The 14,625-nt window shown below is 56.9% G+C and carries 17 protein-coding genes and 1 tRNA gene; 17 read left to right on the top strand and 1 reads right to left on the bottom strand.

Annotation, left to right across the window (positions count from 1 at the left end; all coding sequences use genetic code 11):
• Positions 1-47 precede the first annotated feature (47 nt).
• A tRNA-Asp gene (locus QZQ97_RS13705) sits at positions 48-124 on the top strand.
• 193 nt (positions 125-317) lie between these two features.
• On the opposite strand, the gene QZQ97_RS13700 is transcribed toward QZQ97_RS13705, so the two are convergent.
• On the bottom strand, positions 318-707 hold the full coding sequence (locus QZQ97_RS13700; protein ID WP_311993846.1) for a hypothetical protein: 390 nt from the start codon (positions 705-707) through the stop codon (positions 318-320).
• Positions 708-993: 286 nt separating this feature from the next.
• Here QZQ97_RS13700 and QZQ97_RS13695 point away from each other — a divergent pair, with 286 nt between their 5' ends.
• The 16 genes from QZQ97_RS13695 to QZQ97_RS13620 are packed head-to-tail and all read left to right on the top strand — an operon-like array spanning position 994 to position 14,526.
• The gene (locus tag QZQ97_RS13695; RefSeq protein WP_311993845.1) at positions 994-1,710 is read left to right on the top strand and encodes a beta-ketoacyl synthase chain length factor; all 717 of its coding nucleotides are present in this window, start codon (positions 994-996) and stop codon (positions 1,708-1,710) included.
• Entirely contained in the window at positions 1,710-2,528 is an 819-nt protein-coding gene (locus QZQ97_RS13690) for a lysophospholipid acyltransferase family protein (protein WP_442995181.1), read from the top strand. The genes QZQ97_RS13695 and QZQ97_RS13690 overlap by 1 nt, the downstream gene beginning before the upstream one ends.
• Before the next feature lie 4 nt (positions 2,529-2,532).
• Positions 2,533-2,793, top strand: a complete 261-nt coding sequence (locus QZQ97_RS13685; RefSeq protein ID WP_006322432.1) for a phosphopantetheine-binding protein — start codon at positions 2,533-2,535, stop codon at positions 2,791-2,793.
• Positions 2,794-2,802: 9 nt separating this feature from the next.
• Entirely contained in the window at positions 2,803-3,054 is a 252-nt protein-coding gene (locus tag QZQ97_RS13680) for an acyl carrier protein (RefSeq protein ID WP_006322431.1), read from the top strand.
• Positions 3,055-3,069: 15 nt separating this feature from the next.
• Positions 3,070-3,654 carry a hypothetical protein gene (locus tag QZQ97_RS13675; RefSeq protein WP_311993843.1) on the top strand — a complete coding sequence of 195 codons (585 nt, stop codon included), beginning with the start codon at positions 3,070-3,072 and terminating at the stop codon, positions 3,652-3,654.
• Complete coding sequence (locus QZQ97_RS13670; protein ID WP_311993842.1) at positions 3,621-4,994, top strand: AMP-binding protein; 1,374 nt, start codon at positions 3,621-3,623, stop codon at positions 4,992-4,994. The genes QZQ97_RS13675 and QZQ97_RS13670 overlap by 34 nt, the downstream gene beginning before the upstream one ends.
• On the top strand, positions 4,991-5,335 hold the full coding sequence (locus QZQ97_RS13665; protein WP_311993841.1) for an ApeI family dehydratase: 345 nt from the start codon (positions 4,991-4,993) through the stop codon (positions 5,333-5,335). The genes QZQ97_RS13670 and QZQ97_RS13665 overlap by 4 nt, the downstream gene beginning before the upstream one ends.
• Positions 5,326-7,038: a glycosyltransferase family 2 protein gene (locus tag QZQ97_RS13660; protein ID WP_311993840.1), complete on the top strand. Its 1,713-nt coding sequence runs from the start codon at positions 5,326-5,328 to the stop codon at positions 7,036-7,038. The genes QZQ97_RS13665 and QZQ97_RS13660 overlap by 10 nt, the downstream gene beginning before the upstream one ends.
• Positions 7,035-7,463, top strand: coding sequence for an acyl-CoA thioesterase (locus QZQ97_RS13655; RefSeq protein WP_311993839.1), 429 nt, complete (start codon positions 7,035-7,037; stop codon positions 7,461-7,463). The genes QZQ97_RS13660 and QZQ97_RS13655 overlap by 4 nt, the downstream gene beginning before the upstream one ends.
• Positions 7,460-8,065: a LolA family protein gene (locus QZQ97_RS13650; RefSeq protein ID WP_311993838.1), complete on the top strand. Its 606-nt coding sequence runs from the start codon at positions 7,460-7,462 to the stop codon at positions 8,063-8,065. The genes QZQ97_RS13655 and QZQ97_RS13650 overlap by 4 nt, the downstream gene beginning before the upstream one ends.
• Complete coding sequence (locus QZQ97_RS13645) at positions 8,040-10,361, top strand: MMPL family transporter (RefSeq protein WP_311993837.1); 2,322 nt, start codon at positions 8,040-8,042, stop codon at positions 10,359-10,361. Before QZQ97_RS13650 ends, QZQ97_RS13645 begins: the two co-directional genes overlap by 26 nt.
• A complete protein-coding gene (locus QZQ97_RS13640) occupies positions 10,361-10,933 on the top strand; it encodes a DUF3261 domain-containing protein (protein WP_311993836.1) in 573 nt (190 codons plus the stop codon). The genes QZQ97_RS13645 and QZQ97_RS13640 overlap by 1 nt, the downstream gene beginning before the upstream one ends.
• Positions 10,933-12,102 carry a beta-ketoacyl-[acyl-carrier-protein] synthase family protein gene (locus tag QZQ97_RS13635; protein WP_311993835.1) on the top strand — a complete coding sequence of 390 codons (1,170 nt, stop codon included), beginning with the start codon at positions 10,933-10,935 and terminating at the stop codon, positions 12,100-12,102. Before QZQ97_RS13640 ends, QZQ97_RS13635 begins: the two co-directional genes overlap by 1 nt.
• Positions 12,099-12,572 carry a hotdog family protein gene (locus QZQ97_RS13630; RefSeq protein ID WP_311993834.1) on the top strand — a complete coding sequence of 158 codons (474 nt, stop codon included), beginning with the start codon at positions 12,099-12,101 and terminating at the stop codon, positions 12,570-12,572. Before QZQ97_RS13635 ends, QZQ97_RS13630 begins: the two co-directional genes overlap by 4 nt.
• A complete protein-coding gene (locus QZQ97_RS13625; protein ID WP_311993833.1) occupies positions 12,569-13,300 on the top strand; it encodes a 3-ketoacyl-ACP reductase FabG2 in 732 nt (243 codons plus the stop codon). Before QZQ97_RS13630 ends, QZQ97_RS13625 begins: the two co-directional genes overlap by 4 nt.
• Positions 13,297-14,526 carry a beta-ketoacyl-ACP synthase gene (locus QZQ97_RS13620; RefSeq protein ID WP_311993832.1) on the top strand — a complete coding sequence of 410 codons (1,230 nt, stop codon included), beginning with the start codon at positions 13,297-13,299 and terminating at the stop codon, positions 14,524-14,526. The genes QZQ97_RS13625 and QZQ97_RS13620 overlap by 4 nt, the downstream gene beginning before the upstream one ends.
• The last annotated feature ends 99 nt before the right edge of the window (positions 14,527-14,625 follow it).

Here is a 14,625-nt window from a genome sequence, read left to right as displayed (position 1 = left end):
AAGCGCGGTTTTGCCTGCATCGAAAGATGCAACGTAAAAGAATCGGTGGAGCGGTAGTTCAGTTGGTTAGAATACCTGCCTGTCACGCAGGGGGTCGCGGGTTCGAGCCCCGTCCGTTCCGCCACTTATTGATAAGCCCTGAGTTTCTGACTCAGGGCTTTTTCATATTGAAAATTTGCTATGGCTGAGCATATCGCCGTGTGATTTACTGCGGTGAAAGACGACTATATTATAAATAATTGTCTGAATTTAATGCCAATATAAAGAATAATATACCCGGCATCATTATTTTTGCCGGGTTATGTACTTGCCGAGTATTATTTAATATTCTGACGCGCTAATTCTAACTGAATATCCTTATTCAAATTAGCTATCCAGCGATTATAGTTTGAATGAATTTTACCCTCTTTGGCATCCATATTGCTGCTGCCAACATACTTAATCTGGTAACTATTTGCATTGTAAGTAATGTGGATGTCGGCACTGTGACCGCGCAGCAATATTTTGCCATCGATCATGCCTTCACTGGTCGGGTTCATGATCCAGCCACGGTTAAGCCCGGCATAGAGAATAGCCTGACGTACCTGAACTTCGCTGTGGTTGCCAGCAACAGTTTGGTTGATGTTTTGCACTGGAGCGGTACCTGCACAGCCGCTAACCAGAACGGCGACGAATACGCCAGTTAAAATGAGTTTTAACGGTTTCATACTCTTTTCCCTGAGTGATAGTAGATAAGAAATATATTAGCCATACGCATGGTGTTATGTACGGCCCCTCCTTCATTAAGATACTCCCAAGAACCTTTCTCGACAAATATTCATGCTTTTCATCGCGATAATTTTCACACAGCTCAAGTCTCTCCACGTTATGTCTGTAACTAAGCCTAATGATTTAATCGAATATTCCGAGCGAAAATAGGAATTTTGCGCATGCATTCTGTGGTCAAATATAATAAATTTACGCACGGAATTTTTCTGACCTGTAATAGCACTAATGGCGGGCGGCATGAATATACTCAGTTGGTGGGCAATGGCTCCCGATCGTGGAACGCGTGAAGCATGGCGCCAGTGGGCTACAGATAAGCATCTGGCTGCTGAATATCAGGGGGCATTACCCGACTGTTCTCATATCCCCATGATGTCGCTACGCCGGATGAGTATTGGAACGCGGTTGGCCGTAGAGAGCGGTCTAATCTTGTTAAGCGACCATCAGGCGGATATGGCTATCTTTACCAGCCGTCACGGTGAGCTGGAGCGTACGCAAAAAATTCTGCGGCATCTGCATCAGGAACAGCCATTGTCACCCACAGATTTCGCCATGTCGGTGCACAACACCGCAGCGGGGTGGTTGACCATTGTGGCGAATAATACTTTACCCACCACCTCACTGGCGGCCGGTGAAGACAGCTTTCAACAGGGAATGATTGAAGCCCAGGCAGTGTTGGCCACCGGCAGTGCCGAGCGGGTGCTATTAGTTGATTTTGACGGTATTGTGCCGGAGGTTTACCAACCCTTCATCCCGGCTAATCCCTTCCCCTACGCCGTCGCGCTGCTACTTGAAAATGCTGGTTCATTGAATTGCCGTGCGGTAGCGCCTGGGCCGGATCTTCGTAAGGAACCGCAGAGCCTGTCGTTTTTGCGTGGCTGGCTTGGCCCTGATAACGAATTCACGGTGCCGGGCCAGCAGCATGGCTGGATGTGGGTGCGCTGATGGTCAGGGTTATGCTTGCTGAACAAACCGCCAAGCCATCCTCATGGTTGAACCGTTGTTGGCGGGTTATCGCCACCGGTTTATGTTTTTCGCTTTTTGGTCTCGGCGGACTGTTGCTATCCGGCATCTGGTTTAACCTGATGCGCCTGGCGGTGCGCGATCCTGTGCGCCGCAGTCGGCTGACGCAGAATTCGATCCGGAACAGCTTTCGCTTTTTTCTGGCGACTACCCGGTTTTTTGGCGTACTGGATTATCGTTTCGACGGTGCCGAGCGCCTCAAAGAGGATCGCGGTTGTCTGGTGATCGCCAACCATCCCAGCCTGCTGGATTATGTGCTGCTGGCTTCGCGCATGCCGCGCTGCGATTGTATCGTTAAAGAGGCCTTGCTGAATAATGTGTTTGTCAGTGGCGTGATAAAGGCGGCGGGCTACCTGGCCAATGCGGAGTCGGATCGTTTGCTGGAACAATGCCGGCAACGCTTGGTTAGCGGCGGTACTATTCTTATTTTTCCTGAGGGGACTCGCACTACGCCAGGCAAGGCGCTCGCATTGCAGCGCGGGGCGGCCAATATTGCACTGCGCAGCCAGTGCGATATTCGGGTGGTGCAAATTCACTGTCGCCCGCCCATGCTGACGAAGCAGGGGAAATGGTATAACATTCCGCCGATAAAACCTCAGTTCCATATCACCGTTCAGGATAAGATCGAAACCCGCAACTTTATTCGTGTGGATGACGTTTCTCCGGCCCTTGCGGCAAGAAGATTAACCCAGCATTTAACTGACGCGTTACAGTCAGATTCTATAAATAATGAGAAATAGTGGAATGAATTTATTGAGCACCGAAATCAAGCAATTGATCATTGATACGCTCAATCTTGAAGGTATGACGCCGGAGGAGATTGACGCCGAAGCACCGCTTTTTGGTGATGGGCTGGGCCTGGACTCGATTGATGCGTTGGAATTGGGTCTGGCATTGAAGAACCGTTATGGCGTGGTGCTGTCAGCTGAAAGCGAAGACATGCGCCAACATTTTTATTCCGTGGAAACGCTGGCGAAGTTTGTTTCTGCACTGCGTAGCAAATAAGAGGTTTTCATGGATAAACAAGATATTTACCTGCAAATTCAGGCGCTGTTGGTCAAGCTGTTTGAACTGGATGCTGATGATATCAAGCCGGAGTCCCGCCTTTACGAAGAGCTGGAACTGGATAGTATTGATGCGGTAGATCTGGTGGTGCATCTGCAGAAAACGACCGGCAAGAAGATTAAGCCGGAAATGTTCAAGTCGGTACGCACCGTGCAGGACGTGGTTGACGCTATCGATGAACTGCTGAAATCAGACAGCTAAGACCACGGCGCTAAGGTGACGCCCTCCCGTTGGTTGAATCCGGTGTTGCGGTTGCTTCAGGCCGTGACATGGCTGGTACTGCTGTTATACCCGCTGGCGGTTTGGGTTGGCCTGACGCGTTGGGGAATCACAATCCTGGCGCCGTTGCTGGTGACGGTCTTTACCTTGCGCCTGCTGATGTTGCGCGGAAAACTGCGTCAACAGATGTGGCTGGGCAAGGCGTTAGCCGGGGTTGGCATCCTGCTTGCGCTCACCAGCTGGGGGCTGAAGCAGACTCACTGGCTGCTGTATTATCCGGTGTTGGTCAACGTTTTACTGCTCTTGCTGTTTGCCTACTCCCTGTTTGCTCCCCCTACGGTGGTTGAGCGGCTGGCTCGAATTACCGAACCGCAATTGGATGCTGCCGGCGTGGCTTATACCCGACGGGTGACCCAGGTCTGGTGCGTGTTCTTTATTGTTAATGGCGCAATAGCGCTGGCAACCTGCCTGTCAGGCGATATAGCGCTCTGGACGCTGTATAACGGCGGCATCAGTTATCTGCTGATGGGGGCATTAATGGGTATTGAATGGATAGTCAGGAAAAGGATCAGGCGCGCCTGAGTTTGCCGATGCGCCAGTGGCTTAGTGCCGAGCGGGACGATTCCCTGCTTATTGCCTGGCGTGGCCCGCAGGCAATGCGTCTTGGCCAATTCCGTCGCGATGTCGCCGCTCTGGCCGCAAGGTTGGCCGTCAGGGAAGAACGACGCTGGGCGCTGTGTTTTGATGATAGTTATCGTTTTGCCGTTGCCTGGCTGGCATCGCTTTATGCCGCCAGGTTGCCGGTGATCTTCGGGCACCAACGTGAAGCTATCCTCAAAGAGCAGCGGGCGGATTACGACGCTTTGTTGACTGATTTCCCCCTCGATCCCGGTACGCCGGTTCTGAGCGTGGCAGAGGGATCTATTGTGGATACCCCTCTGCCCACCTGGCCTCGGGATCCCCGATTTATTCTTTATACCTCCGGTTCGACCGGCCAGCCGCAGGCGGTCATCAAATCTGTCGCCTGCATGGATCGCGAGAGCGAGTTGTTGGCAGCCGAATGGGGCGACGTCTTTCAGGGCTGCAGCGTGGCGGCATCGGTCTCTCATCAGCATATGTATGGCCTGAGCTTCCGTCTGTTTTTGCCTCTGGCGCTCGGCCTGCCTTTTGATGCGCAACTGACGGAATATCATGAGCAACTGATTGCCAGACATCAGGGACGGCGTTTGATTTTTGTCAGCAGTCCGGCGTGGCTTAAACGTTTGGATAACCGGTTGGCGCTTTCAGACTGTGTCCAGGTGTTTTCCGCCGGTGGTCCGTTAGCCTTTGCCGAAGCGCAGCTTGCCCGGCAAATGCTGAAGGCGTTACCGCTGGAGATTTACGGCACCACCGAAACCGGCATGCTGGCATGGCGTAAGCAAACCGAGGAGGCTGCGTTATGGCAGCTGTTTGCTTCCATTGAGCTAAGGGTTAATTCGGATAATAGTGTCAGCGCCGCTTCACCGCTGATACCTGATAGCGGTGAAGCGGCGCTGAGCGATATTATTCAGCTCGTGCCGAATGGCCGGTTATTTCAGCTGAATGGCCGTGCCGATCGGATTATCAAGGTAGAAGAGAAACGTCTGTCACTGACGGAAATTGAGCGACGCCTGAAAGCCTTGCCGGAGATCGCCGATGCAGCCGTGCTGCCACTCCAGCAGAGAGGGCGTACCTTACTGGCTGCGGCGATAGTGCTTTCCCCGCACGGTGAAACTCGCCGACAAAGCATGTCAGAAGGGGCATTCACCCGAGAACTCCGCCAGGCGCTGCGTAGCTGGTTGGAGCCGGTGGCGTTGCCGCGCAGTTGGCGCATTATTGATGCCATCCCGCTTAATCCACAAGGCAAACGCGCCTATGCCGAACTACAGGAGCTGTTTTTATGATGCAACCTGAGGTACTGCAACAGCAGGTGAGCGATACGACCCACGCCAGCCTGCTGTTGCGTCTGCCGGCCGGGCTGTTTTGGTTTCGCGGCCATTTTCCTGAGCAGCCGATCCTGCCCGGTGTGACCCAAGTAAACTGGGTGATGCAGTATGCGCATCAGCTACTGGGCATCAAGACGGCGTTCAAAGGCATCGAGGTCGTCAAGTTTCAACAACCCTTGTTACCGGAGCAGACCGTATTGCTGCTGCTTGAATGGCAACCGGCGCGCCACAAGTTGTTGTTCAGCTATCGCCTCGGCGAGGCGACCGCCAGCAGCGGTAAGATTTCGTTATGCCAGTGACCATGTCGTTCTCCCCCTGCATTGTTATCCCTTGTTTCAATCATGGGCAGATGATGGCCGATGTGCTGGCCTCGCTGGCCGGTTATGGCCTGCCGTGCCTGGTGGTGGATGATGGCAGCGCTGCCGGCACCGCCGATGAATTGCAACGGTTGGCTGCCGGGTTACCTTGGGTTCAACTGCTGCGACTGGAGCAAAATCAGGGCAAAGGTGCGGCGGTGATCGCCGGGCTGCAATTGGCGCACAGCCAGGGCTACAGTCATGCTTTGCAGGTGGATGCCGACGGCCAGCATCAACTGAGCGATATTCCGGACATGATCGCCGAAGCGCGCGCTTACCCCGATTGTTTGATTTCCGGTCAACCGGTTTACGACAGCTCAGTGCCGAAGTCACGGCTGTATGGCCGCTATGTCACTCATGTTTGGGTGTGGATAGAAACCCTGTCGTTGTCGCTTAAAGACAGCATGTGCGGTTTTCGTGTCTACCCGGTGGAACCGACGTTGGCGCTGGTGGCGAGTCATCCGCTTGGCAAGCGCATGGATTTCGATACCGAGGTGATGGTCAGGCTGTACTGGCAAGGCGTGCCGAGCCGCTTTCTGCCGACGTGCGTCACCTATCCGGCCGACGGCGTTTCCCATTTTGACGCGTTGCGCGACAACTTGCGTATTTCCTGGATGCACACCCGGCTGTTTTTCGGCATGCTGCCGCGTATTCCACGTCTGCTGCGCCGCAAGCCGGTTAATTCATTGCACTGGTCGGCAACCGAAGAACGCCATGGCCTGTGGGGCATCCGGCTAATGCTGCAGGTTTACCGGCTATTTGGCCGCCGTGCATTTCAACTGCTGCTGTACCCGGTGATTGGCTATTTCTGGCTGACCGGCCGCGCCCCGCGCAAGGCATCACGCGACTATCTGCAGCGCCTGCGGGAATTTGCACAGGGCAGACAACAAACCTTGCCCGCACCGCTTAACAGCTTCCGTCACTTTATGCGCTTCGGCGATGCGATGCTCGATAAGCTGGCAAGCTGGCGTGGGGAATTGCATGACATTCGGTTGGTGGATCGCGCCGGCTGCGAACGGCAGATCGCTTCCGGCAAAGGCACGCTGATCCTGGCTTCACACCTGGGGGATATTGAATCGTGTCGTGCGCTGGGTGAGTTGGATTCTGGCGTTAAGGTCAATGCTTTGGTGTTTACCGAACATGCCGAGCGCTTCAACAAGGTGATGAAAGAGGTGAACCCGCGCGCCAATCTGAATCTGATTCAGGTCACTTCGCTGGGGCCGGAAACGGCCATGCACCTGCAAGACAAGCTAAACGCCGGTGAATGGGTGGCGATTGTCGGCGATCGCACCTCTGCCGGAAAGCATCAGCGTGGCGAACAGCCGCGCGTGGTATGGAGCCATTTCCTCGGCAAGCCGGCACCTTTTCCTCAGGGGCCGTTCGTCTTGGCCGCCGCGCTGCGCTGCCCGGTATTTCTGATGTTCGGCCTCAAGCAACAGGGGCGGCTGAACGTTTATTTCGAACCTTTTGCCGATCCGCTGTTATTACCCCGCGCTCAGCGCCGACAGGCATTGCAGCAGGCGGTAGATAATTATGCCGCGCGCCTCGAGCACTATTGCCTGCTGGCACCGCTCGACTGGTTCAATTTTTTCGATTTCTGGCAGTTGGCGACACACCCGCCGGCGCAACAGGAGCCTGAGACATGAAGCTAACAGAGGATCCGCGTTTTTCCACCCGGATTGAGATGACTATCCCGTTCCATGATACCGACGCCATGGGCGTGGTGTGGCACGGTAACTACTTTCGCTATTTTGAGATCGCGCGCGAAGCCCTGCTGAAGCAGTTCAATTACGGTTATCGCCAGATGCAGGCTTCGGGTTATGTTTGGCCGATCGTGGATACGCGGGTGAAATACATTGCGCCGGTGCTGTTTGAGCAACGGATCATCGTCTGCGCTGAACTGGAGGAGTATGAGAACCGCCTGCGCATTGGTTACCGCATCCTCGATGCGCAAAGCGGCAAAACCACCACCCGTGGGCACACTATCCAGGTGGCGGTGGATGCTGAAAGCGAAGAGATGTGCTTTGTTTCGCCGCAAATACTGTTGGATAACATCGGGAGTAAGCAATGAAAGGTTGGTTATTGATGGTCGTTGCCCTGTTCAGCCTGAGCGCCCAGGCGGTCACGCTGGCGGAGTTGCAGCAGCGCTTCAGCCAACAGCCGATATTGCGTGCCGAGTTCGAGCAACAGCGCAGTATCAGCGGCATGGAGAAACCGCTGAAATCGAGCGGTGAATTGCTGATTTCTCAGCAAAAAGGGCTGTGGTGGGCGCAGCAAAAACCTTTCCCGCTGACCTTGCTGCTGGATGATAAACGCATGGTGCAAACCTTGGCAGGCCAGCCCCCGCAGGTGGTGACTGCGGATAACAACCCGCAGATGTTCCAGTTTAACCACCTGCTGACCGCGTTGTTCCATGCCGATAGCCAGGCGCTTGAGCAAAACTTTGCCTTGCAGTTCAGCGATCTCGGGCACAACAAATGGCGGCTGGTACTGACGCCAAAAACCACGCCGCTCGATCGTTTGTTCAAACGCATTACGCTCAACGGAGAGCAATTCCTGGAAACCATTGATATCGACGATATGCAAGGCGATGCCACGCACATCCGCTTCTTTAATCAACGTACGACACCGCAGGCATTGACCGTTGATGAGCAACAGCGCTTTGCGTCCTGAGCAGCATCGGCGGCTGGCCTTTGGCTGGTTGGCGATTTGTCTGATATTGCTCGCGGCGCTGTGCTGGTTGCTGCCCCGCAGCCAGATCAACAGCAGTGTGCTGGCGTTATTGCCGAAGCAGCAACTGGTGGGCGTGCCGGATGAACTGACCGACGGCTTCAGCCACCGGCTCGATCGCCAATTGATGTGGCTGGTGAGCCCACCACCAGGTGCGGACAGCGCCGCAGTGAGCTGGTGGTGGCAGCAATTGCGGCAGATGCCGGAATTGCAGCAGGTTGGTGGCCCGATGGACGCGCAACGCCAGCAGCAGTGGGGGCGGTTTTTTTATCAGCATCGCAACGTGTTGCTGGACGATGCCACCCGACAACGGCTGATGCGGGGACCGGATGCGCAGAGCCAGTGGATCCTCGGCCAGCTTTACTCGGCCTTTGCCGGCGTCAGCGGCAAGGAACTGGCCAACGATCCGCTGATGTTGGTGCGCGGCTCACAACTGGCGCAGCAGCGTAGCGGCGGTTCACTGAGCCTGTCCAACGGCTGGCTGGTGGCGCGTGACCCGCAGGGGCGCAACTGGTATCTGCTGCACGCCGAGCTTAGCGCTTCCTCTTATGACATAGGCAGCGCACGAAGCACGGTAGATAAACTGACGGCGCTACAGCAACAACTGCAACAACGTTGGCCGGGCGCAGAGGTGTTGAACCGCGGCACGCTCTATTACAGCAACTACGCCAGCCAGCAGGCCGAGCGGGATATTTCGACTATTGGTCTGGCCTCGGTGGCGGGAGTCTTCCTACTGGTGTTGTTGATGTTCCGCTCACCATTGCCGCTGTTGCTGTGTGCGCTGTCGGTGGGTATCGGCGCCTTGGCGGGCACCGTCGCCACGCTGCTGGCTTTTGGTGAAATTCATGTGATGACGCTGGTGCTGAGCATCAGCATCGTCGGTATTTCGGCGGATTATGCACTCTATTTCCTGACCGAACGTATGGTGCATGGGCAACAATCGACGCCGCTGGCCAGTTTGCAAAAACTGCTGCCGGCACTGTCGATGGCGCTGCTGACCACGGTTGTCGCCTATCTGGCGCTGTTGATTGCGCCGTTCCCGGGCTTGCAGCAGTTGGCGGTATTTGCCGCCGCCGGGCTGAGCGCCGCCTGCATTACCGTGATTTCCTGGTATCCGCAGCTGTCGCGTCGTCTGCCGGTGCGTTCGGCACCGGGGCTGGCGCTGATTCTGCGTTGGCTACACGCCTGGCGCCATCGGCCTTTGCTGCGCTATGGGCTGCCCGGTGCGGCGTTGCTGGTGATTATTGCCGGCTTCAGTCAACTGAAAGTGGATGACGACATCGGTCAACTGCAGGCGTTGCCGACGGAGCTGCAACAGCAGGAACAGCGTATCGCCGCTTTGACCGGCCAGCATAACGATCAGAAATGGTTGGTGGTGTACGGTGCCAATGGCGAACAATTGCTGCAGCGGCTGGAGTTATTGCAACCCAAGCTGGCACAGGCCAAACGGCAAGGCGTGCTGGCGGATTATCGCCTGCTGCCGCTGCCTTCGCATCAGCGCCAGCAGGAAAACGCCGCCCTGTTGCAACGCCTGGCGCCACAGGTGATGGCGCAGTTGCAGCAAGCGGAGCTGACGCTGAATGCGCCGGACTTGACCGCTGACTGGGTGACGCCGCAACAGTGGCTGGGCAGCGTGGTCAGCGAGGGCTGGCGGCTACTGTGGCTGACGTTGCCTGATGGCCGCAGTGCGGCGCTGATACCGGTCAACGGCGTGCAAAACAGCGCGGCGATGCAGGCGTTGGCTGGGCAGGTGCCGGGCGCCGGTTGGATCGACCGGAAAACAGAATTCAGCGAACTGTTTGGCCAGTACCGGTTGTATCTGTCGTATCTGTTGGCGCTGTCGGTGGCGGCGATCGCGCTGATCTACCTGTGGCGTTTTGGGTTGGGGCACGGCCTGCGCTGCATGGTGCCGACGTTGCTGTCGCTGGGCTGCGGCATTGCCGTGCTGGCGCTAAGCGGGCATACGCTGAATCTGTTTTCGTTGTTGGCGCTGATACTGGTCTTGGGGATCGGCATTAACTATACGCTGTTCTTCACCAATCCCCGGGGCACGCCAACCACCTCGATGTTCGCCATCTTTATGGCGGTCTTCACCACCCAGTTGACCTTTGGCATGCTCGTGCTGAGCCATACTCAGGCCATCAGCAGTTTTGGCATTGTATTAAGCAGCGGTATCGCCGTGGCATTTCTGTTGGCACCGCTGACGTTGGCAACGAAAAGAAAAAGAGGAAAAGCCTGATGCGCGGCTTACGAATGATGCTGTTAATGCTGGCAACCCTGCTGGCCGGCTGTGCCGGCTCGCAGGATCCTACCTTGCCGCAGGCGTGGTTGAAACCCGGGACTCGGGTGACATTGCCGTCGCCTGCGTTGGAGCAACCGATTAGCCAACAGCAGTTGTTGACCGCCGAAGTGAAGGGACAACGGCATTCGATGCTGGTGCTGCTCAATGCCGACGGCCGACGCCTGCAACTGGTGGGTATGTCGCCGCTGGGCATCCGCTTGTTCAACCTGACCTACGATCGTCAGGGGATCCACACCGAGCAGTTGATCAAAGTGGGTGAACTGCCGCCAGCCAGCCAGGTGCTGGCCGATATCATGCTGAGCTATTGGCCAGCGGCCGACTGGCAGCCCTTGCTGCCGGCAGGGTGGCGGTTGGAGGATCGGCCGGAGGTGCGCCGTCTGTATGACGATCGCGGCGCGACGATCAGTGAAATCCGTTATCAGCAAGCCAATGGCCAACGCAATCCGCTGTCGATAACCCAATCCGCTTTCCATTACCGCATCACCATTCAGAATCTGGGGAGCGAATAATGATCTATTTCTCTGCCGTAGGTATGGTGAACGCGCTGGGCGACAGTCTGCCGCAGATCGCGGAAAATTTGGCTCGCGGCGTGTCGCCTGGCATGCAGAGGCAGACGCAGTGGCTGCTCGGCGGTGCGCCATCCTGGTTCGGTAACGTACAGGGCGAGCTGCCTGCCGTTCCTGAGCCACTCAAACGCCATAACTCTCGCAACAACCGTCTGCTGTTGGCCGCATTGGCGCAAATCGAGGTGCCGGTGCGCGAGGCCATCGCCCGCTACGGCGCCGATCGCGTTGCGGTGATTATGGGCACCAGCACTTCCGGCATTCGTGAAGGTGAGCTGGCGTTGCAACAGCATCAGGCGGGGCAGTGGCCGCAGGGCTATGATTATCAACAACAGGAACTGGGCGATCCAGGCCAGTTCCTCAGCGCTTTTCTCGCTACCCGTGGCCCGGCCTATACCCTGTCTACCGCCTGTTCCTCCAGTGCGCGTGCCATCATCAGCGGTAAACGCCTGATTGACGCCGGGCTGGTGGACGCGGCGATTGTGGGCGGTGCCGATAGCCTGTGCCAAATGCCGATCAACGGCTTCAACAGCCTGGAATCGCTGTCGGCGGAGCGTTGCACGCCGTTCGCCGTCGGGCGTAGCGGCATCAATATTGGCGAGGCCGCTGCGCTGATGCTGTTGACGCGTGAGCCGGCACCCGTAGCGTTGCTGGGCGTAGGGGAGTCTTCCGATGCCTGGCATATGTCGGCACCGCATCCAGAAGGTGCCGGTGCAGAACGGGCTATCGAGATGGCACTGCGGCAGGCGGGTTTGAGCGCCGAACAGATCGGTTATATCAATCTTCACGGCACCGCGACGCGGCTTAACGATCGGGTAGAAGCTCAGGTGGTGAATCGCCTGTTTGGCGCGCAGACGCCGTGCAGCTCCACCAAGCACCTCACCGGCCACACGCTGGGTGCTGCCGGTGCAGTAGAAGCGGCGCTGAGCTGGTTGTTATTGACCCAGCCATTGCCATTGCCGCAGCAGGATTTCAGCGCTGCGCCCTGCGATGGTGAGCTGGCACCGCTCGGTCTGGTTTGCCGGCAGCAACCGTTGCGTCAGCGCGCTATCCTGTCCAATTCATTTGCGTTCGGCGGCAATAATGCCTGCCTGCTGTTGGGGGATGTGCCATGAGCCGTTATCACACTGCGGAATACTATTTGCCCCATGCATCGCCGATGGTGCTGCTGGAACGGGTGCTTGAGGTGGGCGAGGAGCACGCTCAGTGCGCGGTGACGGTCAGCCCTGTCGGTATATTGGCGCCATTTCTTGACGCGCAGGGCGCGTTGCCGGGCTGGTACGGCATTGAGCTGATGGCGCAGGCTATCGGCGTCTGGAGCGGCTGGCATGGCAGGCAGGCAGCCCAACAGCCGCGGCTTGGCATGCTGCTCGGTGGGCGCGCCATCCACTGCGAACAGCCGGTATTTCCTGCCGGCAGCGAACTGCGGGTTAGTGTGCAGCAACTGCTGAAAGACGAAAAACTGGCCAGCTTCGAATGTGAAATCAGTATCGATAATGTGCGGGTCGCACAGGGCAGGCTGAACACTTATCAGCCTGATCAACAAGAAATAATCCAATTGATTACCTTAGGGGGAAACGCATGATGCGTTCCGTTTTAGTCACCGGCGCCAGTAAAGGGATCGGTCAGGCCATTGCCTGCCGCCTGGCTGCGGATGGCTTTTTGATCGTCGTTCACTACCACCGCGATAAAACCGGGGCAGAATACACGCTGCAACAAATTGTCGCCGCCGGCGGGCAAGGGCGTTTGATTCAGTTTGATATCAGCAACCGCACTCAGTGCCGCGAGCAGCTTGAGCAGGATATTGAGGTTCACGGCGCCTATTATGGCGTGGTGAACAATGCGGGTATTACCCGCGATGGCGCTTTCCCGGCACTGAGCGAAGAGGACTGGGACGGGGTGATCCACACCAACCTCGACAGCTTCTACAATGTGCTTCATCCCTGCGTCATGCCTATGATTGGCCTGCGCAAAGGCGGGCGAATCATTGCGCTGTCGTCGGTTTCCGGCGTAATGGGTAACCGTGGACAGGTCAACTACAGCGCGGCCAAGGCCGGCGTCATCGGTGCCTGCAAGGCACTGGCGATCGAGTTGGCGAAACGCAAAATAACCGTTAACTGCATCGCCCCGGGCCTGATTGACACCGGCATGATTGACATGGAGCCGGCGGCGCTGATTGAAGCGATGCGCGCGATCCCGCTCAAACGCATGGGCTCGGCGGAAGAGGTGGCCGGGTTGGCCAGCTATTTGATGTCAGATATTGCCGGCTATGTAACGCGGCAAGTCATTTCCATTAACGGAGGAATGGTATGACACAGCGAGTGGTTGTGACCGGCATGGCGGGTGTTACCGCTTTCGGCAATAACTGGGCGGACGTGTCCGACCGCCTGAAGCAGGGGAAGAATGCAGTGCGCTATATGGCGCCATGGGAAGAATATCAGGGGTTGAACACCCACCTTGGCGCGCCGATCGATGATTTCGTGCTGCCGGAGCATTATACGCGCAAGCGCATCCGTTCGATGGGGCGTGTTTCACTGCTGGCTACCCGTGCGACCGAACTGGCGCTTGAGCAGGCCGGGTTGCTGGGTGAGGCGGTGTTGACCAACGGCGAGACGGGTATCGCCTACGGCTCATCTACCGGCAGCACCAAACCGGTCAGCGAGTTCGCTACCATGCTGACGGAAAAACACACCAACAATATCACCGGCACCACCTATGTGCAGATGATGCCGCACACCGCAGCGGTGAATACCGGCCTGTTTTTCGGCCTGAGGGGGCGGGTTATCCCGACCTCCAGCGCCTGTACCTCAGGCAGCCAGGCGATTGGCTACGCTTACGAGAGCATCCGCCACGGTTATCAGACGGTGATGGTGGCGGGCGGAGCCGAGGAACTGTGTCCTTCGGAGGCGGCGGTGTTCGATACGCTGTTTGCCACCAGCCAGCAAAACGATCGCCCGGATCTGTCGCCACGCCCGTTTGATCGTCAGCGCGACGGCCTGGTGATTGGCGAAGGGGCGGGAACCTTGATCCTTGAGTCGCTGGAGCATGCGCAGGCGCGCGGCGCCACGATTTACGGCGAGATTATCAGTTTTGCGACCAACTGCGATGCGGCGCATATTACCCAGCCGCAGCAGGAAACCATGCAGATTTGCATGCAGCAGGCGCTGAAGGCTTCCGGGCTGGCGAGCGGCGATATCGGCTACATCAGCGCTCACGGTACGGCGACCGATCGTGGCGATATTGCGGAAAGCCAGGCAACGGCGGCGATTTTTGGCAACCGCACGCCCATTTCCTCGCTGAAAAGCTATTTTGGCCATACGTTGGGTGCCTGCGGTGCGCTGGAAGCCTGGATGACGCTGGAGATGATGCGTGAAGGCCGATTTGCGCCGACCATCAACCTCAGCGAGCCGGACACTGCCTGCGGCGATCTGGATTACATCATGGGCGAATATCGGCAAATTGATACCGAGTTTGTGCAATCGAACAACTTCGCGTTCGGTGGCATTAACACCTCGTTGATCCTGCGCCGCTGGGCGTAATTCCTTCAAACCGGGGCGTTCGCTCCGGTTATTATTGCCGTTTAATCAAAAGTCTTATGCGTAATAGGGCGTTTTTGATCAACAAAACAGTTGCCATAA

This window comes from Serratia sp. root2, from assembly GCF_031931805.1.
Taxonomy (GTDB): Bacteria; Pseudomonadota; Gammaproteobacteria; order Enterobacterales; family Enterobacteriaceae; genus Serratia; species Serratia inhibens.
The sequence above is the reverse complement of the archived record's forward strand: the minus strand, read 5'-3'. Positions and strand labels throughout refer to the sequence as shown.